The organism is Lactobacillus sp. OTU4228 (genome assembly GCF_001006945.1).
GTDB classification, from domain to species: Bacteria; Bacillota; Bacilli; order Lactobacillales; family Lactobacillaceae; genus Lactobacillus; species Lactobacillus amylovorus.
The window spans coordinates 214,582-237,215 of sequence record NZ_CDLD01000012.1 but is presented as its reverse complement, the minus strand read 5'-3'; the positions used below and the strand labels follow the sequence as shown (position 1 = coordinate 237,215).

The 22,634-nt window shown below is 37.1% G+C and carries 22 protein-coding genes, 2 tRNA genes and 1 other RNA gene; 3 read left to right on the top strand and 22 right to left on the bottom strand.

Going from position 1 to position 22,634, the window contains the following annotated elements; genetic code table 11:
* Window positions 1–14 precede the first annotated feature (14 nt).
* From BN1206_RS03440 to BN1206_RS03425, 4 genes are read right to left on the bottom strand one after another with little or no spacing between them, the layout of a single operon-like run.
* Window positions 15–1,016 (bottom strand): L-threonylcarbamoyladenylate synthase, encoded by a 1,002-nt coding sequence (locus BN1206_RS03440; RefSeq protein ID WP_013437581.1) that lies wholly within the window; start codon window positions 1,014–1,016, stop codon window positions 15–17.
* Between the two features lie 2 nt (window positions 1,017–1,018).
* Entirely contained in the window at window positions 1,019–1,864 is an 846-nt protein-coding gene (gene prmC, locus BN1206_RS03435; RefSeq protein ID WP_013437580.1) for a peptide chain release factor N(5)-glutamine methyltransferase, read from the bottom strand.
* Window positions 1,857–2,945 carry a peptide chain release factor 1 gene (prfA, locus tag BN1206_RS03430; protein ID WP_013437579.1) on the bottom strand — a complete coding sequence of 363 codons (1,089 nt, stop codon included), beginning with the start codon at window positions 2,943–2,945 and terminating at the stop codon, window positions 1,857–1,859. The genes prmC and prfA overlap by 8 nt, the downstream gene beginning before the upstream one ends.
* 16 nt (window positions 2,946–2,961) lie before the next feature.
* Window positions 2,962–3,561 carry a thymidine kinase gene (locus BN1206_RS03425; protein WP_013437578.1) on the bottom strand — a complete coding sequence of 200 codons (600 nt, stop codon included), beginning with the start codon at window positions 3,559–3,561 and terminating at the stop codon, window positions 2,962–2,964.
* A gap of 135 nt (window positions 3,562–3,696) precedes the next feature.
* Between BN1206_RS03425 and BN1206_RS03420 the strand changes: the two genes are divergently transcribed.
* Window positions 3,697–5,049 (top strand): Mur ligase family protein, encoded by a 1,353-nt coding sequence (locus BN1206_RS03420; RefSeq protein WP_014565714.1) that lies wholly within the window; start codon window positions 3,697–3,699, stop codon window positions 5,047–5,049.
* 92 nt (window positions 5,050–5,141) lie between these two features.
* On the opposite strand, the gene BN1206_RS03415 is transcribed toward BN1206_RS03420, so the two are convergent.
* Window positions 5,142–5,214, bottom strand: a tRNA-Gln gene (locus BN1206_RS03415).
* A 5-nt stretch (window positions 5,215–5,219) separates the two neighbouring features.
* A tRNA-Glu gene (locus BN1206_RS03410) sits at window positions 5,220–5,291 on the bottom strand.
* Between the two features lie 88 nt (window positions 5,292–5,379).
* Here BN1206_RS03410 and BN1206_RS03405 point away from each other — a divergent pair.
* Window positions 5,380–6,393 carry a serine hydrolase domain-containing protein gene (locus BN1206_RS03405; protein ID WP_013641706.1) on the top strand — a complete coding sequence of 338 codons (1,014 nt, stop codon included), beginning with the start codon at window positions 5,380–5,382 and terminating at the stop codon, window positions 6,391–6,393.
* Window positions 6,394–6,487: 94 nt separating this feature from the next.
* On the opposite strand, the gene BN1206_RS03400 is transcribed toward BN1206_RS03405, so the two are convergent.
* From BN1206_RS03400 to BN1206_RS03390, 3 genes are all read right to left on the bottom strand, one after another.
* Complete coding sequence (locus tag BN1206_RS03400; RefSeq protein ID WP_052542914.1) at window positions 6,488–7,867, bottom strand: DHA2 family efflux MFS transporter permease subunit; 1,380 nt, start codon at window positions 7,865–7,867, stop codon at window positions 6,488–6,490.
* Window positions 7,868–7,994: 127 nt separating this feature from the next.
* On the bottom strand, window positions 7,995–9,332 hold the full coding sequence (locus tag BN1206_RS03395) for a glucose-6-phosphate isomerase (protein ID WP_013437574.1): 1,338 nt from the start codon (window positions 9,330–9,332) through the stop codon (window positions 7,995–7,997).
* A gap of 87 nt (window positions 9,333–9,419) precedes the next feature.
* Window positions 9,420–10,022: a VanZ family protein gene (locus BN1206_RS03390; RefSeq protein ID WP_013437573.1), complete on the bottom strand. Its 603-nt coding sequence runs from the start codon at window positions 10,020–10,022 to the stop codon at window positions 9,420–9,422.
* Window positions 10,023–10,165: 143 nt separating this feature from the next.
* Here BN1206_RS03390 and BN1206_RS03385 point away from each other — a divergent pair, with 143 nt between their 5' ends.
* Entirely contained in the window at window positions 10,166–12,346 is a 2,181-nt protein-coding gene (locus tag BN1206_RS03385; protein ID WP_052542913.1) for an LTA synthase family protein, read from the top strand.
* A 34-nt stretch (window positions 12,347–12,380) separates the two neighbouring features.
* Here the strand turns inward: BN1206_RS03385 and BN1206_RS03380 are convergent, their stop codons facing one another.
* The 13 genes from BN1206_RS03380 to comGC all read right to left on the bottom strand — a co-directional run bounded on the left by BN1206_RS03380 (window position 12,381) and on the right by comGC (window position 22,627).
* Window positions 12,381–13,832, bottom strand: a complete 1,452-nt coding sequence (locus BN1206_RS03380) for a sensor histidine kinase (RefSeq protein WP_014565711.1) — start codon at window positions 13,830–13,832, stop codon at window positions 12,381–12,383.
* Entirely contained in the window at window positions 13,832–14,554 is a 723-nt protein-coding gene (locus BN1206_RS03375) for a response regulator transcription factor (protein WP_022087672.1), read from the bottom strand. Before BN1206_RS03375 ends, BN1206_RS03380 begins: the two co-directional genes overlap by 1 nt.
* Window positions 14,554–14,946: an SdpI family protein gene (locus BN1206_RS03370; protein WP_013437569.1), complete on the bottom strand. Its 393-nt coding sequence runs from the start codon at window positions 14,944–14,946 to the stop codon at window positions 14,554–14,556. The genes BN1206_RS03375 and BN1206_RS03370 overlap by 1 nt, the downstream gene beginning before the upstream one ends.
* A 35-nt stretch (window positions 14,947–14,981) precedes the next feature.
* A complete protein-coding gene (gene manA / locus BN1206_RS03365) occupies window positions 14,982–15,947 on the bottom strand; it encodes a mannose-6-phosphate isomerase, class I (protein WP_014565709.1) in 966 nt (321 codons plus the stop codon).
* Between the two features lie 80 nt (window positions 15,948–16,027).
* The gene (locus BN1206_RS03360) at window positions 16,028–17,203 is read right to left on the bottom strand and encodes a MalY/PatB family protein (RefSeq protein WP_014565708.1); all 1,176 of its coding nucleotides are present in this window, start codon (window positions 17,201–17,203) and stop codon (window positions 16,028–16,030) included.
* A gap of 4 nt (window positions 17,204–17,207) precedes the next feature.
* On the bottom strand, window positions 17,208–18,101 hold the full coding sequence (locus BN1206_RS03355) for a DUF3737 family protein (protein WP_014565707.1): 894 nt from the start codon (window positions 18,099–18,101) through the stop codon (window positions 17,208–17,210).
* Window positions 18,102–18,278: 177 nt separating this feature from the next.
* Window positions 18,279–18,645: a transfer-messenger RNA gene (gene ssrA / locus BN1206_RS09400) on the bottom strand.
* 52 nt (window positions 18,646–18,697) lie between these two features.
* Complete coding sequence (locus BN1206_RS03350; protein ID WP_052542912.1) at window positions 18,698–19,882, bottom strand: acetate/propionate family kinase; 1,185 nt, start codon at window positions 19,880–19,882, stop codon at window positions 18,698–18,700.
* A gap of 45 nt (window positions 19,883–19,927) precedes the next feature.
* Window positions 19,928–20,929 carry a class I SAM-dependent methyltransferase gene (locus BN1206_RS03345; RefSeq protein WP_013437545.1) on the bottom strand — a complete coding sequence of 334 codons (1,002 nt, stop codon included), beginning with the start codon at window positions 20,927–20,929 and terminating at the stop codon, window positions 19,928–19,930.
* 173 nt (window positions 20,930–21,102) lie between these two features.
* Window positions 21,103–21,657 carry a ComGF family competence protein gene (locus BN1206_RS03340; protein ID WP_369792929.1) on the bottom strand — a complete coding sequence of 185 codons (555 nt, stop codon included), beginning with the start codon at window positions 21,655–21,657 and terminating at the stop codon, window positions 21,103–21,105.
* Window positions 21,617–21,886 carry a hypothetical protein gene (locus BN1206_RS03335; protein ID WP_041808186.1) on the bottom strand — a complete coding sequence of 90 codons (270 nt, stop codon included), beginning with the start codon at window positions 21,884–21,886 and terminating at the stop codon, window positions 21,617–21,619. The genes BN1206_RS03340 and BN1206_RS03335 overlap by 41 nt, the downstream gene beginning before the upstream one ends.
* A complete protein-coding gene (locus tag BN1206_RS03330) occupies window positions 21,883–22,302 on the bottom strand; it encodes a hypothetical protein (protein WP_052542910.1) in 420 nt (139 codons plus the stop codon). The genes BN1206_RS03335 and BN1206_RS03330 overlap by 4 nt, the downstream gene beginning before the upstream one ends.
* Window positions 22,283–22,627, bottom strand: a complete 345-nt coding sequence (comGC, locus tag BN1206_RS03325) for a competence type IV pilus major pilin ComGC (RefSeq protein WP_013437541.1) — start codon at window positions 22,625–22,627, stop codon at window positions 22,283–22,285. Before comGC ends, BN1206_RS03330 begins: the two co-directional genes overlap by 20 nt.
* Between the last annotated feature and the right edge of the window lie 7 nt (window positions 22,628–22,634).

The window sequence follows — 22,634 nt, the reverse complement described above, 5'->3', positions numbered from 1 at the left end:
TTGCGTTTTATTTTTTATTTATTCAAATGATGTCCGCCCGCTGCTTTGTTAAGACGGTTCATGTAAGCTAAACTTTCTTCACCTTCATTGAAGCCTTGTACATAAATGGTTTCAATGTTGTCTTTGTCATCGAAATAGCGCAATGCACCAAATAAATTATGATCAGCGTCAACTAAGTTTTCACCTAAATCAAATTTATTGTCATCGCTTAAATCGATTTTAGCTAAAATTGAACCTAAAGCAGCTACACCAGTTTTTTCGTTAAAATCAATTTTGGCAAAATCAGCTGGATTATCAACTACGATTACAGGTTCACTTGGAGCATAGTGACGATACTTCATGCCTGGTGCTTTCGGCACATCTTTATCTGAAACCTTGCCTGTGTTGATTAAAACTTTTTCGCCTAAAACTTTGCTCAATTCTTCTGGCGTAATTTCACCAGGACGAAGCACGATTGGTGTTTTAACAGACAAATCGATAATCGTTGATTCAAGTCCAACACGAGTGGGACCGCCATCGATAATACCGGCAATTTTACCCTTTAAATCATGATATACGTGTTCAGCCGTAGTAGGACTTGGCTTAGTTGACGTGTTAGCAGAAGGTCCTACAATTGGGTAACCCAATTTAGCAATCAAATCGTGAGTCAATTGATCGTCTGGGCAACGAAAAGCAACGGTCTTAAGACCGCCGGTTACAGCATCAGGAAGTGTACCTGGTTTTACAAACAAAAGAAGAGTCAAAGGACCTGGCCAGAAGTGCTTAATTAGCGTTTTAGCCCGTTCTGGAACCTCTTTAGCGTAGCGTTCCATCATCTTTTCATCAGAAATCGTTACAATCAAAGGATTATCGCTAGGACGACCCTTAGCTGCATAAACACCTTTAACTGATTTTTCATTGGTTGCAATCGCACCTAAGCCATAAACAGTTTCTGTAGGGAAAGCAACTAATTCACCCTTGGCCAATAGCTTAACGGCTTCATCAAGTTGATCCTTTTTAAAAATCTTTGTTTCCATTTCTATTTTTGCCACCTTCCATGAACCATGCGTGGCTTGCCGGCCATATCTTTTCTAAATTCAATCTCAAAATCAGGCAATTCTTTGGCAAATAATTCTTTCAATTGTTCTTCTTCATTAAAGCCAAATTCTAAGAAAAATTCACCGTGACTATTTAAGTGGTCACGAACTTGTTTGGCAAACTTCTTGTAAAAGTCTAATCCATCTTTACCAGCAAACAGAGCTTCTTTAGGCTCATTTTGCAAGACATTCTTATCCATGTCTTTCTTCTCATTTGTCTTGATATATGGTGGATTAGAAATGATTTTGTCGAACTTTTCAAGACCAATTAATACATTAGCTTTACGGGTAGTGACGTCAAGATCATAGTTTAAAAAGTTTTCTTCACTTGTTCTTAAAGCACTATCAGTAATATCACTAGCATAAAGGGTCAGATCCTTGATTCCCTTCTTTTCTGCTTCTTTAGCAAGAGCAACGGTAATGCAACCAGAGCCGGTACCTAAATCAAGCACCTTATCACCACTTTTAAGTGACTTTAATGCCCATTCAACCAACTCTTCGGTTTCAAAACGAGGAATCAATACGCCGCGCTGCACCATGATTTTGTAGCCTAAAAACCAAGCGTAACCCAAAATGTATTGTGGTGAAACGCCTCTAGCCAGCTTCTTAATGTCTTTATTGGCTTGCTTGACTTGATCTTCTGACAAAACCATGTCTTGCTTTAATTCAAACTCGCTAGGAGTCAAATTAAGACGCTCAGCCAAAACAAAATCAATATCCTCTGGTCGAACATCTTCGGCAGCCTCTCCTGCCTTAATTCTGATTTGCTTTAAAGTCAACTTAGGCATTTTTATCAGCCAACTCCTCCAATTGCTTAGTTTGATTGTAAAGAATCAATGCATCGATAATTTCGTCAAGTTCACCGTTCATTACACGGTCAAGCTTATTAATAGTCAAACCAATACGGTGGTCGGTAACTCTGTTTTGTGGGTAGTTGTAGGTTCTAATTCTTTCTGAACGGTCACCAGTACCTACAGCATTCTTACGTTTTGCATCATATTTAGCTTGGTTTTGACTTTCGTAGTAGTCATAAACACGTGATTTCAAAATTTGCATAGCTTTTTCACGGTTTTGTTGCTGACTACGTTGATCCTGCATGGCAACTACGATACCAGTTGGAAGGTGAGTCATACGAACGGCACTTGAAGTCTTGTTAATGTGCTGACCACCGGCACCACTTGAACGGTAAACATCGACACGAATATCCTTTGGATCGATATCAATATCTACTTGCTCGTATTCAGGCATAACAGCAACAGTAGCAGTTGAAGTATGAACACGACCTTGTGATTCGGTTACTGGGATACGTTGAACACGGTGTGCACCATTTTCATACTTTAATTTTGAGTAAACTTTGTCACCAGTGATCATAATAGCTACACGCTTATAACCACCAACTTCAGTTGGTTCAGAATCAATCAATGAAACCTTCCAGCCTTGTCTTTCAGCGTATTTTTCATACATTCTAAGAAGATCGCCTGCAAACAATGAAGCTTCGTCACCACCGGCTGCACCACGAATTTCCATGATAATATCCTTATCATCATTAGGATCTTTAGGCAGCATCAAAATCTTGATTTGATCTTCCAATTCAGGAATTTCTTTTTCGATTTCTGAATTTTCTTCTTTAGCCATTTCGATCAAATCTTCATCAGATTCATTAGCGATGATCTTCTTGTTGTCTTCTAATTCCTTTTTATCTTGCTTATACTTCTTGTATTTTTGTACAACTTCACGCAAGTCGGCTTCTTCCTTGGAAATTTCCATGTAACGCTTAGTATCGTTAATAACTTCAGGATCGGCCATCATTTCTTGCAGTTCTTCATAGTGGGCTACTAAACCCTCTAATTGAGCCATAACGTTATCCATAAACTAATTTTCCTCTCTATCTCTTGCTACCTGGGTGAAAATAGTGATAACGACAAACAGGATAGTAACTCTCGTCACCACCGATTTGTACTTGTTCACCTTCATATACAGGTTTGCCATTATTTACTCTCAAATTCATTGTTGCCTTATGCCCGCAATAATGACAAATAGTCTTCATTTCCTCTATTTTATCAGCAAAAATCAATAAATTCTCGCTGCCTTCGAACAAATGATTTTGGAAATCATTCTTAAGACCAAAAGTCATCACAGGTATATTGAAATCATCAACAATTTTAGCGCATTCTAAGACATGATGTCTCTTTAAAAACTGAGCTTCATCAATTAAAACGCAAGCTAGTTTTCCATCACCATCAGCTAAGTCATGATCGTTCATTTTTTTGATATATTCGAACAAATTCATTTCACTGGTAATTGGAATTGCTTTTCGATGAAGGCCAATTCTTGAAGCAACCGTACCAACGCCGCTACGATTATCCAGGCCGCTAGTCATTAAAGCAATCCTACGTCCTTGTGCTTCATAATTGTGCGCTACCTTTAATATTTCAATCGTCTTGCCACTGCTCATTGCACCATAACGAAAAAATAATTGCGCCACTTCTGTCCTCCCCTTTGCTCAAAAAAGTCTTTGCTTTAATAGTATAGTGGAAAAATAAAATTTGTGCAGTCAAATAGATGGTAAAACTCGTTTTCTATGCTAAACTAAAACATAGTTTTAAAGTGAGGGATGTACATGAGTTTTAAATCAGGAGTCGCTAAAGTCGCCGGAAAATCTAGTTACTGGTTTTTGCATAACGTCATGAAAGGCGGTACTAGTTTCCCTGGAAAATTAGCGATGAAAATCGATCCAAACGTGCTGAATTCTTTAGCTAAAGGCTATGAAACCGTCATTGTTACTGGTACTAATGGCAAGACCATGACCACAGCTTTGATCGTTGAAGCCTTGAAGAAAAAATATGGTGATGTTTTAACCAACCCATCTGGTTCCAACATGCAACAAGGAATCGTCACAGCATTTTTAGCACATAAGCACAAACGCGTTAAGCGCAAGATTGCTGTGCTTGAAGTAGACGAAGCAAACGTTAAGATGGTAACCAAGCTGCTTCACCCTAGCGTCTTTGTTTTGACCAATATTTTCCGTGATCAAATGGACCGTTATGGTGAAATTTATACTACTTATGAAAAGATCGTAAATGGGATTAAGTTAGCACCAGATGCAACAATTATTGCTAACGGTGATGCCAGCATCTTTTCATCAGTTAAGTTGCCTAACAAAAAGATTTTCTATGGTTTCAAGTTGCCTGATGACAAGCCAGAAAATGACTTTAAGGCAGCTGTTAACACAGATGGTGTGCTTTGTCCTAAATGCGATCACATCTTGCACTACCATGAAAGAATTTACGCTAACTTAGGCGATTTCTTCTGCCCTAACTGTGGCTACCATCGTCCTGATTTAACCTTTACAGTTAACAAGATTATTGAGCAAACGCCTAACAGCCTAAAGTTCCAAATGGGCAACAAAGACTACTCAATCAACATCGGTGGTACTTACAACATCTACAATGCTTTAGCTGCTTACTCAGTTGCTCGTCACTTTGGTTTGACTGAAGCTGAGGTTGCACAAGCCTTTGCAGAAAACAAGCGTATCTTCGGTCGTCAAGAATTAATCCACTATGGTGGTAAAGACATCGACTTGATCTTAGTTAAAAACCCTGTTGGTCTTGATGAAGTTTTGCATATGCTTAATACCGAAAAAGATGACTACTCATTAGTCGCTTTACTTAATGCCAACCATGCGGATGGTATTGATACTTCTTGGATTTGGGATGCTGATTTCGAAGGATTAGATTGTAGCAAGATCAAGAAAGTACTTGTTGGTGGTCAACGTTGGCACGACATGGGCTTTAGACTTGAAATTGCTGGATTTGATCCTGGTGCAATGAACATCAATCCTGACGATGACAGCTTGATTGAAGAAATTAAGAAATTACCAACTAAGAAAGTTTACATTCTTTCCACTTATACTGCTATGCTTGCCTTACGTAAGACCATGGCTGAAAAGAAAATTATCAAAGCTGGTATGTAAAACTAAACGATCCATAATGTTTATGGATCGTTTTTTTGTATCAAAAAAGCTGGATCAAATCGATCCAGCCTTTGATTATTCATTCATCCTTATTGGGATATTGGGGCTCGAACCCAAACATCCAGGAACCAGAATCCTGTGCCTTACCAATTTGGCTATATCCCAGTAAATCACCCGTACGAGAATTGAACTCATAACTCCACCTTGAGAGGGTGGCGTCTTAACCATTTGACCAACGGGCGAATCAACACTCATAATTATGCTTTTTTCTGCTAGGCTTGTCAAGTCATTTTGTCTATAATTAGTGGTAATGGACGGTGAAAAATACAAATGATCAATTACAATAAAACGCAACATTTTATCGAGTCAATGGTGTTTGATCGCGTTGTTCCTGGAGTTAATTATACCTTTATTAATAAAAAGCAAATATTCACCTCGACAACGGGCTTTGCTAGCATTTATCCTGAGGTTACACAACTTAGCCCCTTCGCAGAATATGATCTTGCTAGTCTAACTAAGGTGTTAGCCACAGAAAATGTACTGCTTAAGCTTTATGATCAAGGCAAACTCAATTTCACTGAGCCCTTGCAACAATTCATTCCTGAATTCAAAGATCCACAAATTCGACTTTACCATCTATTAACTCACACCAGCGGTATTCGCGGCTGGATTCCTCATCGCGATGAGTTAAATCATGATGAACTATTAAAAGCATTGATTAATTTGCCTGTTACCGATGAATTTGAACACAAGATGCGCTATGCTGACACTAACTTCATTCTACTCGGCTTGGTAATCAAAAGCATTTATGGCAAACCAGTACAAGAAGTGGCTACTCAAGAGGTATTAGATCAAATGCCACTTGTTAACACGACTTTTTCTCCAAAAAAAGAAGATTGCGTACCTACTGCCATTGTTGATGGTACGGTGTTGCAAGGCATCCCTCATGATCCAAAAGCAAGGCAACTAGGCAGTGATTGCGGCTCCGCTGGACTTTTCTCCAACATGCGTGATCTAGTCACCTTTAGTCAAGGATACTTAGGTCTTAAGCGAGATGTTCTTCCTTTTAGCCAAGATACTGTCAGCCAATTATTCGATGACAAAACACCTAGAGGTGTTAAGTCACGTTCATGGGGCTGGGACCTACGCTTTGATCCTAAACAAAATTACCCCATCATTTTACATACTGGTTTTACCGGTACTTTGATCATTCTCGATCGACTAAAACAAACAGGTTTGATTTTGCTAACTAACCGCGTGCATCCCACTGGTCATAACACTATCTTCCTGGCCATGCGCGAAAAAATTATCCGTAGTTTCCTCACAGAAAATTCCAAAGCATAGAAAAAAGACGACTGTGTGTCAGCCGTCTTTTTATCTCTCACTAAATTTCATCATTCGTCTATTATTATAACTTATTTTCTTTATCTAGCCCAATTTATTTAGCTTTTTCTGCTCTAAACATTTTCCAATAACTAAACATAATGATCAAACTCATCAGCAAAGTAAAGCAAAAGGCTGCTTGACTACCTTGAGCTGTAGCCATTGTATAAGAACCATGACCTTGTTTTTGCCAAACTGACATAATTGAAGCAAGGATGGTCGTACCAACTGAACCGGCAAGCTGTTGACTAGTTTGACAAACAGCTGTGGCGTCAGCACGCAACTTACCTGTTTCTACCTTTAAAGCTTCTGCCATAGTATTACTGAAAGACATTCTGTGACCCATCATCATAATGCCATAGAAAATTATGATCATCATTGCACTTAGGTTCAAACCAAAAATAGCAAATAATAAACAACTAAGAGCCATAAAAAAGCCACCTAGATACAATGGTAATTTAGCACCACGTTTATCATATAAGCTACCAAAATATGGATTAAGTAAACCAGCAATAATACTTCCTGGAAGTAATACCAAGCCACCAACCAGTGAACTTTGTTTACCTACAATTTGGATATAGTTAGGCAAAACGAAACTGATACCAATATTGTTAAATTGCAAAAGAAAGTATGCTAGTGCCCCAAAAACAAAGGCTTTTTGTTTAAATACTGCTAAATCCAATAATTTTTTGGATGATTTTTGTGATAATTTTACAAAAGCCCATACTAATAAGGCGGTAACTACTAACAAAATCCATAATAGTGGATTAGCCATGCCATAGCTAATTTGGTTAACGCCCAATGTTAAGGTGATGAATGCTGCAGCTAATGTAATAAATGAGAGATAATCAAAACTACTCTTAACTTGATCATGATATTTCCCTATTACTAGTGTTCCAGCAACAAATACAATCAGAGCAAAAATAGTAACGAAAACAAAGATCCAACGCCATTTTAAATAGAAGGTAGTAATACCACCAAAGGCAGGCCCTAAGGTTGGTGCCATTGCGACAACTAAACCAGCGATTCCCATATAAACGCCCCACTTAGATCGTGGCATAATCTCCGTTATCAAGTTGAACATTAGTGGCGTACTTAAGCCAGCACCTAATGCGGAAATCAGTCTGCCCAAAAGCAAAATTGGAAAGTTAGGTGCAATCGCACTAATAACGCTACCTACCATAAAGCCAACACAGGCAATGATAAATAACTGTCTAGCAGTAAAACGGTCATTTAAATAGGATGAACAAATCATAATAATGGCGATCATCAATAAATAGCCTGTTGTCGTCCACTGAATAGTATCAAGCGACACTTTGAATTCTTTCATCATGGTCGGAAATGTAACGTTTAAACTTGTTTCCGTCAAAATTCCTACAAAAGACATAAAAGCCGCGGATAAAACAGCCAAAATATTTTTTGTGCTCTTCTTCATAATCTCTTCCTTCATAAATAATCAAACAAAAAGAGTAGAAACTAATCGGGTTTCTACTCTTTCTTTAATTGGTAAAACCAATTATATTAAAACGCATACTATCAAATATGCTGAGTAAAGCTAATTATTAAAGACGCTTAGCTAAATCGTCGTGTAAGTTTTCGTAACCTGGCTTGTTAAGAAGACCAAACATGTTACGCTTGTAAGCTTCAACACCTGGTTGGTTGAATGGGTTGATACCGTTCAAGTAACCTGAAATAGCAATAGCTAATTCGAAGAAGTAAATCATGTAACCTAAAGTATGTGCTGATTGGTCTGGAATGTTAACAGTCATAACTGGAACACCACCGTCAGTGTGAGCCAAAACAACACCTTCGTAAGCACGGTCGTTTACGTAGTTCAAGCTCTTGCCTTCCAAGAAGTTAAGTTGGTCAAGGTTCTTTTCATCGCCTGGGATCTTAACGTCGTGGCGTGGGTTTTCAACACGGATAACAGTTTCGAACAAGTTACGTAAACCTTCTTGGATGTATTGGCCAAGTGAGTGAAGGTCAGTAGTGAAGTTAGCACTTGATGGGTAAATACCCTTTTGGTCCTTACCTTCTGATTCACCCATTAATTGCTTGCACCATTCACCAAACATTCTAAGGCTTGGTTCATAGTTTTCAACAATTTCAGTAGTGTAACCCTTACGGTAAAGGATGTTACGAAGTGCTGCGTATTGGTATGGTGAGTTCTTTGACAAATCAGTGTCAGTGTAGTCAGCACGAGCGTCTGCAGCACCCTTCATTAATTCGTCAATGTCAGCACCTGAAGCAGCGATTGGAAGTAAACCAACAGCTGAAAGAACACTGTAACGACCACCAACGTCATCTGGAACTACGAATTCTTCGTAACCTTCTGCGTCAGCTTCAGTCTTCAAAGCACCCTTTTGACGGTCAGTAGTTGCGTAAATTCTCTTGGCAGCTTCTTCTTTACCGTACTTCTTGATTAACTTGTCTTTGAAGATTCTGAATGCTACTGATGGTTCAGTAGTAGTACCTGACTTAGAAATTACGTTAACGCTGAAGTCCTTGTCGCCTAACCATTCGATTAAGTCGTAAAGGTATGAACCTGAAAGTGAGTTACCACAGAAGACAACAGTTGGCATATCACTGTCAACCTTGCCGTAGAAGTTGCTGTTCAAGAATTCAATTGCAGCTTGTGCACCAAGGTATGAACCACCAATACCGATACAAATTAAAACATCTGAATCGTTTTGAATCTTCTTGGCAGCCTTCTTGATACGAGCGAATTCATCCTTGTCGTAATCTACTGGCAAATTAAGCCAACCACGGAAATCGTTACCAGCACCAGTACCTTCACGGAGTTCAGTGTTAGCAGCGTTTACCATTGCTTGCATTTCACTTAATTCATTTTCGTGAACAAATGGAGTTAATTTACTACTATCAAATTTAATTAAACTCATAAATCTGCTTCCTAACTATAAAAAAATTTTACAACCCTATTTTAACAATCTTATTTAATGAATACCAGTCTCAAAGTACAAGCGCATTCATTTTTTTCGAAACAAACGATAAATTAAATAGCCTAAAATGGCACCGCAGGTATTAAAGAAGACATCATCAATATCGCTTACGCCGGTTTCCAATAAAAACTGCAAAGTTTCAATACTAATTGAAAAGAGCATCCCTATTAACACAGTCTTAACAAACGACTGCTTCTTGGAAAATACAATTGGAAACAGGATACCAAATGGTACAAGGCAAAGAATATTGCCGAATGAATTATAAAAGAAGTCCAGCCTGCTAGGAGCATACACTAATTTCCAGGTTTCTTTCATAAAGACTAAATTAACATCGCTAAGTGGCCTGTTGAAATTAAAAACGAGCTGCCAAGGGAAATACGTATCTCGGAAAGTCGTTAACATCAAAACCAGAATCATATAAAATGCAAATATCCAAACACTAGCTTCTGATTTAAGTGAACGTCTTCTGCGAATAAAAAGAAGCCAGATTAAGCGTAAAACAGCAAAAATCAAAAAATAAAAAACTGTTTTATCTAATGCCATTAAAGTCAACTTAACTAAAGCGAAATGATTGATACTGGTCGCATATTGTTTTGCTAGAAAATTATATATTGGGCCAAAAAATAGCATGCTCTGCCTCTTTCCAAGTTATTCCTATAAAATTATACCCACTTTTTAATAACTAAATTATTAAAAAAGAGATAACTATTAGCAAAACATTGTTTTAACCCAGCTTAACCTTTAAAATTAATGTTTGTTAAGGAGTTAATTATATGAAGAAAAAGAAAATCATCGCTTTTATCCAAACTAGACCTGGCTTTTTAGCACTGCTAGTTTTCTGCTTTTGGGTAAAATACATTTTTGCTGCTTATTTCGACTTTAATTTAGGACTAACTGATCCTTATCAGCACATTATCATGTGGCTCAGTCCTATCGGAACAGCAATCATCCTTATCAGTATCGGTTTTTATTTTCCAAGACCAATCGTGTCATACATTGCAATGCTGGTGATGGATTTTGCCAATACTGCATTATTATTTGCCAACATCATTTACTACCGGCAATTCACGGATTTCCTAACCATCAAAACAATGACCAATGCTGGCAAAGTATCACAGGGATTAGGTAAAAGTACCGTTGCCCTGCTTCATCCCAGCGATATCATTATTTGGATAGATCTAGTCATCATCATTACCCTTTTGATCATTCATAAAATTAAAATTGATCAAAAGTCATACGGTTTATCAATGTCTTTGGCTATTACCTCCATTGGTGCACTTCTGACCACCTTAAACATCTTATTAGCCGAAACGTCTCGTCCTCGACTTTTGCGTAATACTTTTGATCGTTCCTACGTAGTTAAATATTTAGGTGTCGATACTTTTACCGCTTATGACGGAATTAAAAGTGCTCAAAATGGTCAGGTAACCAGAAATGCTAATGCTTCAGATTTAAACAATATTCTGAATTTCACCAAGCAAAATTATGCCGCTCCTTCTTCTTCATATTTTGGCATTGAGAAAAATCGCAATGTAATCGTGATTCACCTTGAAAGTTTCCAACAGTTTTTGATCAATCTTAAGGTTAACGGTAAAGAAGTAACCCCATTTTTAAACTCGTTATACAAGAATAAACATACCATCAGCTTCAGTAACTTTTACCATCAAGTAGGTCTAGGCCGTACCAGTGATGCAGAAAACATGCTTGAAACTGGCACATATGGTATTTCAGACGGTTCGCTTTTTACTTCATTGGGTTCAGAAAATACATTCCAGGCCGCACCTCAAATTTTGCGCCAGGATGGTTACACTTCAGCCGTCTTCCATGGCAACGTAGGTACTTTTTGGAACAGAAATGATGTCTATAAAAACATGGGCTACAATTATTTCTTCGACAAAAACTATTACTCTACACAGCCTAAAGATGCTAGTGGCTATGGTTTAAAAGATAAACTGTTCTTTGCCGAAAGTATTAAATACCTAGAGCAGATGCAGCAACCGTTCTACACTAAATTTATTACGGTTACTAACCACATTCCGTTCAATTTGGATAAAGAAGATCAAGATCCTAACTTTAAGACTACAAATACTACGGATCAAACCATCAATAATTATTTTGTAACGGCTCACTACCTTGATGAAGCAATTCATGAATTCTTCAATTACCTTAAATCTTCTGGTTTATACAAGAATACCATGGTAGTAATTTATGGTGACCACTATGGTTTAAGTAATTCAGAAAATGAAACTTTAGCTCCAATTATCGGCGAAAGTTCTGATACTTGGAATACTTACAACAACGTCCAAATGCAACGTGTGCCATTCATGATTCATGCTAATAATCTTAAGGGACAAATCAATCATGAAGTCGGTGGTGAAATTGACGTTTTACCTACTCTACTTCATTTGCTTGGCGTTAATACAAAAGACTACGTTCAATTCGGAAATGACTTACTTTCACCTCACAGACAAAATTGGGTAGTCTTTAGAAACGGCACAATCGTTAGTTCTAAGTACATCATTGTTGGTGCTAAAGGAATCAAGGGTACTGTCTATGACCGTAAAAATGGTAAACAGATTATCAACTTTACCCCTCAAGAAAAGAAAGAAATTGCGGAACTAGCCAAAAAAGGTAAAAACTCCTTGCGCTACTCAGATCTATTAAACAATCACAACCTGTTGCGCTTCTACACGCCTAAGGGCTTTATCCCAGTAGATCCAGATCAATTTAATTATTCTGAGAACTATCAAAGAATGATCAATATTAGACAGCAACTTGCAGGCCATTCTACTTCCCTCTATAGCAGACACCACGGTTCAACTACTAGCCTCTATAAAACTGATGCACCAGAACTAAAAGGGCGCCAAGAGGAAATTGATCAAGTCTCTGAAGTGATAAAAAACAACAGCAGTAAAAATTCCGCTACAAGCAGTAGCAGTGAAGATGACCAATAAAAATAGCCTGGAAAAATATTTCCAGACTATTTTTTTATTTTTCAACAAATTGTTCAAAGCCTTTATCATAAAAAACTACGGTAAATGTCGAACCTTTGCCAGGCTCTGATTCAACAGTTACTTTACCACCATGTTGCTTAATTAAAGATGATACTATCGCTAAACCTAGACCGGATTCTCCCGTGCCCATTCGTGCTCTAGACGGATCAGCCTTGAAGAAACGTTCAAAGATATACTTAATTTGATCTTTGCTCATTCCAATACCATTATCTTTAACTGACAGCACAGTCGCATGTACCATGCGTTCTCCTTTAATTTCGATCTTGCCATCATGGGTAAACTGAATGGCATTTTGAACCAAGTTGACCATTACTTGAGTGAAACGATCACGATCAGCATAGATTGGCAAATCATCAGGAGCTATTACTTCCAGCTCATCATTGGCCTTTTCAGCATTTTGACTAAGCTGAGATTTCAGATCTTGCAAAATTGGTGTGGCATTGAAGTTGGTCTTAATCAAATTGATTTGATTATTGCGAATCTTTTCGTAATCCAGATTTTCATTAACCAGACGAATTAAACGCTTAGTTTCTCTCTGCATCAAAGCAATCGATTTTGGTTTAGATTCTTCTGGAATCGCATCATATTGCAAGCCTTCTAAAATGCCGTTAATCGTAGTTAGCGGCGTTCTCATTTCATGAGCCGCATCTGCCATAAATTGATCTCGCCGTTTTTCTTGCGCCTTAACTTCCTCATTGGACCGTTTTAAAGCTTGAACCATCTTATTGAAGTTCTCTGCTAACTGGTCAATTTCATCGCTATCTTTATGTTGAATCTGCACATTAAAGTTACCAGAAGCAACCTTTTGTGTTGCCCGAGAGAGCCGCTTGATTCGTTTGGTTGAATAATATGAAATAATAAAACTTAAGATCAAACCAACTGCCACGGTCATTAATAATGCTCTCAGCAAATTACGTTTAGCCATGTAAATTGGTCGTTCAACATGAGTAACTCGTGAACTAATCCAAGCTACACCTACTAAGTTTTTACCATTCATCCAAGGAACAAGCACACCAGTATATGCATCCTTAGTGGACCTAATAGGTGATTGTTCATTATGATTATTTTGAATACGAATTTCTTGGCCTGTCTTTAACGTAGCAAAAACGTTCTTGGACAGTTGAACTTTGGCATTAACCTTAGGATAGATTTGCTCGTTTTTATCATTAAAAATACGCAAATGAACATCTTCACCATGCAACACAAACTCTAATTGATTTAAGAAATTATTATTAAGCAGTGCCGTGCCATTTTTTCCATCAGCTTCAGCCAAATCACCTAGCGATTCTGCATAGCCTTCCATTCGCTGATAATTTTGCATATACGCTTGATTACGCGCATAACCAATTTCGGAATAACCAATAATCGAAATAGTCGTTACGATTATCAGTAAGAAACCTAGCATGTTTTGATAAATTAATTTCATTATTTTGCCTGTGAATCATCAAATTTATAACCGACGCCCCAAACAGTTTGGATCACTTTAGCTCCAACCTTTTCGAGCTTTTGACGCAACTTCTTAATGTGGGCATCTACGGTTCTTTCCTCACCATAATATTCATAGCCCCACACCAATTCCAAAAGCTGATCACGCGAAAAGACTTGCTTAGGCTTTTGTGCCATCGTATAAAGCAAGTCAAATTCTTTAGGTGTTAAATCGATCACAGGCTGAGCGTCGAATAAGACTTCACGTCTACTCTTTGAAATCTTTAAGTGCTCAGTTTCAATATCATAGTCTTGCTTCTTTTCTTGCGGAAGTGCAGGCTTTTCCTCCATCATTACTCGACGATGAAGAGCCTTAATTCTAGCAATTAAAGCAATTGGACTAAAAGGCTTAGTGACATACTCGTCGGCTCCGATACCTAAACCGAGTACTTGATCTGATTCACTGCCTCTTGCAGTAAGCATGATAATTGGAACAGTAGGAGAAATTGCTCTTACTTCCTTGGCCACTTGAATTCCGTCTTTTTTAGGCAAATTCAAGTCTAGCGTAATCAAATCATACTTATCCGCATTTTCTTTAAACATATCGACGGCTTCGACACCGTCGACAGCAATATCTTGTTCCCAGCCTTCTTTTTTGAAAAACATTCCCATCATTTCAGCGACGGAATTGTCATCTTCAACCATTAATATTTTCAAACTCATTATCGATCCCTAAATCCCTTTGTTCTTTGACGTTTCACTTTATCGGGATCGACATAGTCAGGTGGCAATTCGTGTCGTTTAAGCAGAAACTTTTTCAAGCTTTTTTCTGTATAAACAATTGGCAACAAGATAAACAAATAAAAAGTTAATAACCAAATGAGAAAATAGCGATCCCAATTCAAAAAGTGAATAATTAAACCAATCACAACTTGAATCAAGCCAAAGAGAATACAATATAAACTCGCCCTTCTTTGGGCAAATTTAAAGCTCTCTTTATTGACTTGCGCCAGATAAGATAAATAACCATAAATTCGATTAGGTCTTTTAGCTGGCGAAATCAGCCAAAGTATCCCAATCACCATCATAATTAAGCCACAAGCGACATAGATCACAAATTCTCACTCCTAATTCTGATAAATTAAAACGGTTATTCCTCACCAGGTGCAGACATAACTATTCTCATTTTACCAGTGAATGTGAATTTCTTCATCTCATTTGGAATAATTAAATTAGTTCCCATCTTTAAATCATATGATTTACCGTCAGCTTCAAGTTTACCTTCACCCTTGATTACTGAAACTAACAAGTATGGGTGATCGTTTAAACTGGTCTTCCAAGTACCGTCAAGATCAATTTGCCATAAGTAGAAGTGTGGTGAAACTGGTGGTTCTACCAAAGTCTTGATTTCTGCGTCTTGATCCTTGTTAGTTTTTACATCAAGTTTTGGATCAACATGTGGTACAGTCGTGACATCAATTGACTTTTGGGTATGAAGTTCACGCTTCTTGCCAGTCTTCTTATCAACACGATCATAGTCATACAAACGGTAAGTTACATCACTTGATTGTTGGGTTTCAATTACCAAGCATCCCTTAGTCAAAGCGTGAATAGTACCTGCTGGAACGTAGAAGAAGTCGCCAGCTTTTACTGGAACCTTTCTAAGCAACTTGTCCCATTCACCTTTGTGAATCATGTCTGCTAATTCTTCACGCGTCTTTGCATGGTGACCGTAAATAATGTAGGCACCTGGATCAGCTTGCATGACATACCAACTTTCAGTTTTACCTGAGTCGTTTTCTACCTTGCGAGCATAATCATCATCTGGGTGTACTTGAACTGATAAGTTATCGTTGGCATCCAAGAATTTTACCAAAAGTGGAAATTCCTTAGCTTTAGGATTGCCAAAAAGTTCTGGGTGCTTCAAGTAAACATCTCTAAGTGACATACCCTTAAGTGGGCCTTCAGTTACAGTAGAAGCATCGTCCTTGTAGCCAGAAATAATCCAAGCTTCACCGACTTTTCCATCTGGAATATCATAGTTGAAAATATCTTTTAATTTACGTCCGCCCCAAATCTTAGGTCTAAAGTACGGGTTTAAAAATAATGGTTCCATCTAAATCACCTCATATAAAGTATATACTTTAAGGCAAAAGAAATGAAACCCTTTTCTCAATTATATATCTACTTTTTTCTTTACATGTAAAGCCATTTGCTATACTTACTAATTCCTGTGGCTAAACGGTCCATCCCATCTTTAACCATTTCTAGTGGACAAGCCAAATTAATCCGGATAAAGTCATGACCATCACCGCGATAAATACTACCGGCAGAAACAATCAAACCAGTTTCTTCTCTAATAAAGTTAACTAGTTTTTCTGAGTTATCAGTTATTTCATGTACATCAATCCACATTAAGTAAGTAGCGGTACCTGAAATCACCTTTGCAGTTGGGATTTTAGCCTGAATAAATTCAGCTGCATAATCAAAATTATCATTTAATTGTGCTTTCAATCCCTTCAGCCAGTCATGGCCTTGTTCATAAGCAGCAATGGTTGCGGGAATAGCTAACAGATTAGGTTCAGCTACTTCATCGCTATTTAAGCCGCGGCTCACCATTTCACGCAAATTTTCGTCTGGAACAATTGCAGTAGCGGCGTGAAGAGCAGCCACATTAAAGGTCTTACTTGGTGAAACAAGTGAGATCACGCTCTGCTTAGCTGGAACCTCAACTGAAAATGCTGGTGTATAATCAGGGCCCTTTCTAACTAAATCGCCGTGAATTTCATCTGAGAGCAAAGTTACGTGATGCTTGTGACACAAATCTGCGATTCTTTGTACTTCTTCTGCCGTCCAAACCTTGCCCACTGGATTATGAGGATTGCAGAAAATCATTAAGGTAGTCAAAGGCTCAGCTAACTTTTGTTCTAAGTCTTGCCAATCGACTGCATATTTTTCACCGTCGAATTGCAAATCACCTGATAAAACGTGACGTCCATTATTCAAAATGGAATTATAAAAAATATTGTAAACAGGTTCTTGTACTAAGACATTGTCACCGATGTGTGAAATACGACGAACAATTGAAGAAATTGCTGGTACAACACCTGTAGTAAAAATCATCCATTCATTTTTTGGACGATGGTTGTGTTCAGTTTCATACCAATCAGCTACTGCATTAAAGTAATCATCTTTAGGAAATTCATAGCCAAATGCACCCAAAGCAATTTTTTCTTTCATCGCAGCAGTTATTTCCGGTGCAGTCTTAAAGTCCATGTCTGCGATCCACATTGGTAATTCGCCTGGCTTAACATCCCACTTTACAGAATCAGTATGCGTTCTGTCTGGAGCATTTACAAAATCATATTGCATATTATCACCAGTCCTTTGGTTCTTGATTCATATCTGATTGATCAACCTTTTTACCAATTTTTGGACAATCAATAATCGTCTTTGCAGGATCAATCTTGTTAGGATCCATGATTAAAGTACCGATTTCAGGAGCGACAAGCTTACCTGAAATTGGATTCTTTACACTATCAATTTTGGCATCCAGTTCCACATCCATGTTAGAAACTTTTTCAAAAGCCAAATCTGTATGGATGAGTGAACTATTTTTGATTTCAAGTTGATCAATATAATTTAATCCTTGATCACTTTCAATTTTACAATTAATGAACTTAATATTGTTAGTATTCCAAGCTAAATATTCACCATCAATAATTGAATCATAAATTGTAACGTTCTTACAGTTCCAAAACGCATCTTTAGATACAAAAGTTGAATTATGAACTTCAATATTTTCGGCACCGTCAAAGACGTAGTTGCCAATTACACTTACATTGTCAAGGTAAATATTTTTACTATCTTTACCAAAATAATCACCGTTGATTTGAGAATTAGTAATTCTAATATCGTCACAAATCCACATTGTTTCTTCAGCATCAGCAAAATGAACATTATCTAAAGTGATATGGCTAGCTCTTCTGAACAACTTTGGTGCTTGCAACGCACTGTTTTTAATTGAAATATTTTTAGTGTACCAAATACCACTTCTAGACATTGTTTCGAAAGTTGTATTTTCTACATTGACATTTTCATCGTACCAAAGAGGATATTTCCACTTAAAAATTGAATTTTTTAAAGTAATATTTGTTGCTTCTTTTAATGGTGATTCACCTTCACCAAAAGTTATACCTTCTAAGTTGGCGTCATTTAAGCCGTAAAGGATTCTTTCCCCTTCAAAATATCTATTCTTAATTCCTCTCATTATTTTTCTCCGTGTATTTAATATGCTTAATTTCGCTTTTAACTATGATAATTGTACAAGCCCTTGCCAATAATGTTTAATACTTATTTTTAGCATTAGTAAATAACTAAAAGTTATAGTAAAAAAATAATAAAAAAGCTTTGCTAGGATACTTTCCTAACAAAGCTTTCTTCTTATCTATGGAGATGAGGGGAATTGAACCCCTGTCCAAACGCATCTCGTCACTGACCTCTACGATCATAGTTATATTACTTGAACTTCACTAGTCCAAAACGCCATATAACAGGGCTAGTATGGACTAGCTAACCTGCTAAGACTCTTTTCAACTATTCAGGTGAGGTAGTTAAACGTAACTCGCTAAGTTGATACTCAGTGTCAGCCACGAGTAAACCGACAAAGAGCAACGCATGCGCTAAATTAAGCAGCTAATGCGTAAGAATTTTTGTTATTTGCAGTTATATTTAACTGTAACGTTTTTACGTAGACGTAACCTACGAACCGCAGTCAATGCGGGTCTACGCCTGTCGAATCCCAAAACATCCCCTTGAGACTCTACTATTGTAGCATAGACCTACACAATGTGTGAACAAAAAGGCTTAATTAATGTGAGTTAAACGAACAACGTCACGTTCAATCATTAATTCTTCATTGGTTGGAATAACCATTACTTTAACCTTAGAATCGGGCTTAGTAATAAAGCCTTCACTGATTTTATTGTTAGCTTCGTAATCTGGATCTACACCCATGTACTTAAATGCATCCATTACAGCCTCGCGTACGCCCATGTCGTGTTCACCAATACCGGCGGTAAAGATAATTCCATCTACACCACCCATTTCAGCAATGTATGAACCAACATAGCGAACAATACGGTTAATAAAGATGTTTCTAGCTAACTTAGCACGGTCGCTATCGCTTTCTCTAACGTCACGCATGTCTGGTGAAATACCAGAAAGACCTAACAAACCAGATTTATGGTTCAACATATAGATCATTTCATCCATTGATTTATGTTCAACATGCATTAAGTGTTGGATAAGAGATGGATCAATATCACCTGAACGCGTAGCCATAGTAATACCAGCAAGTGGACTAAAGCCCATTGAAGTATCATATGATTTTGCATCCTTAACAGCAGTGATTGAAGCACCTGAACCCAAGTGACATACAATTAATTTTAAATCTTTAAGATCTTTGCCCATCATATCTGCGGCACGTGGGGCAACATAGCGAACTGAAGTACCATGTGCACCATACTTACGTACGCCGTATTTTTCATAATATTCGTATGGAAGAGAATATAAGTAATGTACTGGATCAAGAGCACGGTGATAAGTTGTATCAAAGACAGCAACTTGAGGAACGTTTGGCAATACGTTCATAAATGCTTCAATGCCGCGACCTTCTGCTGGGTTATGAAGTGGAGCATAATCTTCCAATTCATAAATTTTGTGAAGGTTTTCCTTAGTAATGATAGTTGAATCTTTAAAGAATTCACCACCATTAACTACACGGTGACCAACACCAACAATTTCATTTAAATCTTCAACAACATTAAATTGCTTCAAGAATCTAAGCAATAAACTAACTGCAGCTTCTTGATCTGAAATTTCTGTTTTTTCAACATGCTTTGTTCCATCAGCCAATTTAATTTCAAATGAAGCATCATCAAGGCCTACACGATCGGCCATTCCTTTTGCAATTACTTTTTCATCTGGCAAAGAAAATAGCTTGTACTTGAAAGATGAACTACCAGAGTTGATTGCCAAAACTTTTTCCATAAAAATAAATTCCTCTACTTTCAATAAAGTTACGTGCTTTACGAATTAATGATTGATTTTAGTATACCACTCGTTCAATTTCACATTAAATTGAATCAAAGATTGTTCTTTCTTCAATGAATCCAACTTGGTCAACAAAACTTCACTAGGTTTAGCTTCTGAACCATGATTTTGGAAGACAAGAATAGACTTTTGATTAAATTTATTTCTGAACATATCATCAGGCAATTCTACGATCGCCTTCAAATATACCTTTTTGGTGAGCCATGGCATAAAGTCCGCACCAATCTTACCGGACAAAATTGAATTAGGAACAACTAAGAAAGCATAACCATCTGACTTAAGATTCTTGATAATTTGTTCAATCAATAATAAATGAGCAAATGAGTGACCCTTTTTAGCATGATTTTCAAAGTTCTTAGCGTTCTCATCAATTGGGTAATAGCCAATTGGCAAATCGCTGACAATCGCATCAGCATTAGGACACATCCAAGGCATTAAAGCATCTTGACAGTAGAGCTCAATATCAATGTCATTTAAGTGAGCAGCAACGTCCGTTAAGTTCAACATTTCTTCGTCGTTATCAATTCCAACTAATTGATAGTTGTCTTTGGAATGATTTAAAGCCTTCAATTGAGAAATTATTGAGAAGAGCAAGTTCCCTGTACCAACTGCTGGATCTACGATTTCCATCTTTTCATCTTTAAGCAACTTATGCATCAGCATTGCTACAACAGTAGAAATAGCTGGTGGTGTTGGCATTTGGTTAGCATCTAAGCCATCGTCATTAACTGCCTTTAAGGTCAAAAAAGTAAATACTTGTGCCTTATCTTTTTGACTGATGTGATCATAATCAATTGCTTGATACTTCTTGCTTAATTCTTCGACGGTCTTTTCATCGGGTGCACCGTTTTCGACTTTTATCTTGCCTTGTTCTAAATTGTCAAATGTTTCAACCAATGCTTCTGTAAATGAAACATTCAATGCATTTTGCAAAGTTTGTACGCAATCTAAAAATTGATTAAAAAGTTTTTCAAAATTTTCCATCTAGTAGCCCTCCATTACCTTTAATATTTTAAAGAAAGGCAAGTTGAGGTGCAAGAAAAGTCATTTAATTAGATAGATATTTAATAAGTAAGATATTGTTTTCCATGCTGGTTTGATAGATATCCTGATACATTTTAATAAACAATAATGTCGTGATTAATACTAAGATGCTGCTAAATAGCGCGCTTCCTTTTACCTTGGTCTTCTTTTTTATTCTTTCTAACATTCCTATCCTCATCTGGTTCTTCATCAAGTTGAAAGACTAAATCAGATTCTCCCTTGTTGTACTCATTAATGCGAATGATAATCTTATCTTTTCTAGTAATAAATTTGGCACTCTGGACATTAAAAATTAACGGCATGTAACCACCACCGTTAGATTTGGAAACTTTTAAAACGCGTTTTGACAAATAATATTCAATCTTGTATTCTACTTCACTTTTATCTTTATTTACTTTGACGAATGTTGCACTTTTAGCTTTTCCTTCATTTACTAACGGATAAACCATCTTAGTATCTTCATCGTACATGTAGCGATCTAATTGCACATATGCATAAGCAACTTCATTCATATGTTGATTTTCACTCAGGTTAGCCTTTTTAACGCTTAATAATAAATTCTGCAAAATGAATAAGACTAGCATGGTCACAAATAAGGAAAAGATTGCTTCAGCAAGCACAAAGCCTTTAGTCTTCAACTGCGAATTCTTGTTTTGCATCCCGATCATAAACATAGTTATGCCCTGCCTTTTCATAAATTCGATCGTGAACCGTAACTTGATTTAGATTGCTTTCTTGTAAAACATGGTAGGCATAAGCGCGATCTGTTTTTAGCTCAATCTCTCTTCCGTTCTCTTGACTTTCGGCAACCGTCAAATACATACAGCTTACGGCAACAGTAGCAATAATCAGTGCAACAATACTTTCCGCCATTAAGAATCCTTTTACTTTCCTCATTTTAGCACCCGTCCCCATAGCATTTGGTACTTTATTTTCTTTTCCATCCCATACCCCGTGAAGGTCACAGTACCAGGTGATGAATAGCCGTGTTTATCAAAATGAAAATTTCTAAGTCCTGATATTTCCATGTTTTCATCGATATCAACTTTTTTGTTACTTGTTCTCCCGCTGAGTCTCAAGTAATATTCACTTTGTGAAAAAATAATTACTACGCCCTCTCCCGTGATTGTGCTAACTCTTGAAGCTTGATCGATTGCAGTAGTAACTTCTTTAACGGTATTATCGAAAATCAGACGTTCTTGGTACTTTTTCAGTTGTAAAGTTCCGATTAGTAATATGCCACAGCAGATACCTAAGGTGATTATTGTTTCGATTAAGGAAAAAGCGGGTAAATTATTGCGGTTTATTAACATTTTCTACGGTTATATTATTTTTCTTTGCTTTTTTTACCTGATCTGAAGTTAAATAGTGATCACCTTCTAAGTCTTCTAAACTTATGTTTTTCTTTTCTGGATGATCATCCTTATACAACTCTACTTGCGTCAAAATCGTATTTCTAAACGCATCCATAGACTTGTCTTCCGCCTTCTGCTTTTGTCCAATCAAATTTGGCACAATGAGCAAAATCAAAATTACGATAATAGCAATCACCACAACCATTTCAATCAAAGTAAAGCCTTCTTGTCGGCGGCTCTTTGCTAAAATATTCAACAAATATTGTTTCAATCTTTTCTTCATTTCTATC

Excerpts from the sequence above, each read along its gene's own strand:
- BN1206_RS03440 (WP_013437581.1), bottom strand. The coding sequence starts at position 1,016 with ATGGAAACAAAGATTTTTAAAAAGGATCAACTTGATGAAGCCGTTAAG.
- prmC (WP_013437580.1), bottom strand. The coding sequence starts at position 1,864 with ATGCCTAAGTTGACTTTAAAGCAAATCAGAATTAAGGCAGGAGAGGCT.
- prfA (WP_013437579.1), bottom strand. The coding sequence starts at position 2,945 with ATGGATAACGTTATGGCTCAATTAGAGGGTTTAGTAGCCCACTATGAA.
- BN1206_RS03420 (WP_014565714.1), top strand. The coding sequence starts at position 3,697 with ATGAGTTTTAAATCAGGAGTCGCTAAAGTCGCCGGAAAATCTAGTTAC.
- BN1206_RS03405 (WP_013641706.1), top strand. The coding sequence starts at position 5,380 with ATGATCAATTACAATAAAACGCAACATTTTATCGAGTCAATGGTGTTT.
- BN1206_RS03400 (WP_052542914.1), bottom strand. The coding sequence starts at position 7,867 with ATGAAGAAGAGCACAAAAAATATTTTGGCTGTTTTATCCGCGGCTTTT.
- BN1206_RS03395 (WP_013437574.1), bottom strand. The coding sequence starts at position 9,332 with ATGAGTTTAATTAAATTTGATAGTAGTAAATTAACTCCATTTGTTCAC.
- BN1206_RS03390 (WP_013437573.1), bottom strand. The coding sequence starts at position 10,022 with ATGCTATTTTTTGGCCCAATATATAATTTTCTAGCAAAACAATATGCG.
- BN1206_RS03385 (WP_052542913.1), top strand. The coding sequence starts at position 10,166 with ATGAAGAAAAAGAAAATCATCGCTTTTATCCAAACTAGACCTGGCTTT.
- BN1206_RS03380 (WP_014565711.1), bottom strand. The coding sequence starts at position 13,832 with ATGAAATTAATTTATCAAAACATGCTAGGTTTCTTACTGATAATCGTA.
- BN1206_RS03375 (WP_022087672.1), bottom strand. The coding sequence starts at position 14,554 with ATGAGTTTGAAAATATTAATGGTTGAAGATGACAATTCCGTCGCTGAA.
- manA (WP_014565709.1), bottom strand. The coding sequence starts at position 15,947 with ATGGAACCATTATTTTTAAACCCGTACTTTAGACCTAAGATTTGGGGC.
- BN1206_RS03360 (WP_014565708.1), bottom strand. The coding sequence starts at position 17,203 with ATGCAATATGATTTTGTAAATGCTCCAGACAGAACGCATACTGATTCT.
- BN1206_RS03355 (WP_014565707.1), bottom strand. The coding sequence starts at position 18,101 with ATGAGAGGAATTAAGAATAGATATTTTGAAGGGGAAAGAATCCTTTAC.
- BN1206_RS03350 (WP_052542912.1), bottom strand. The coding sequence starts at position 19,882 with ATGGAAAAAGTTTTGGCAATCAACTCTGGTAGTTCATCTTTCAAGTAC.
- BN1206_RS03345 (WP_013437545.1), bottom strand. The coding sequence starts at position 20,929 with ATGGAAAATTTTGAAAAACTTTTTAATCAATTTTTAGATTGCGTACAA.
- BN1206_RS03340 (WP_369792929.1), bottom strand. The coding sequence starts at position 21,657 with ATGATCGGGATGCAAAACAAGAATTCGCAGTTGAAGACTAAAGGCTTT.
- BN1206_RS03335 (WP_041808186.1), bottom strand. The coding sequence starts at position 21,886 with ATGAGGAAAGTAAAAGGATTCTTAATGGCGGAAAGTATTGTTGCACTG.
- BN1206_RS03330 (WP_052542910.1), bottom strand. The coding sequence starts at position 22,302 with ATGTTAATAAACCGCAATAATTTACCCGCTTTTTCCTTAATCGAAACA.
- comGC (WP_013437541.1), bottom strand. The coding sequence starts at position 22,627 with ATGAAGAAAAGATTGAAACAATATTTGTTGAATATTTTAGCAAAGAGC.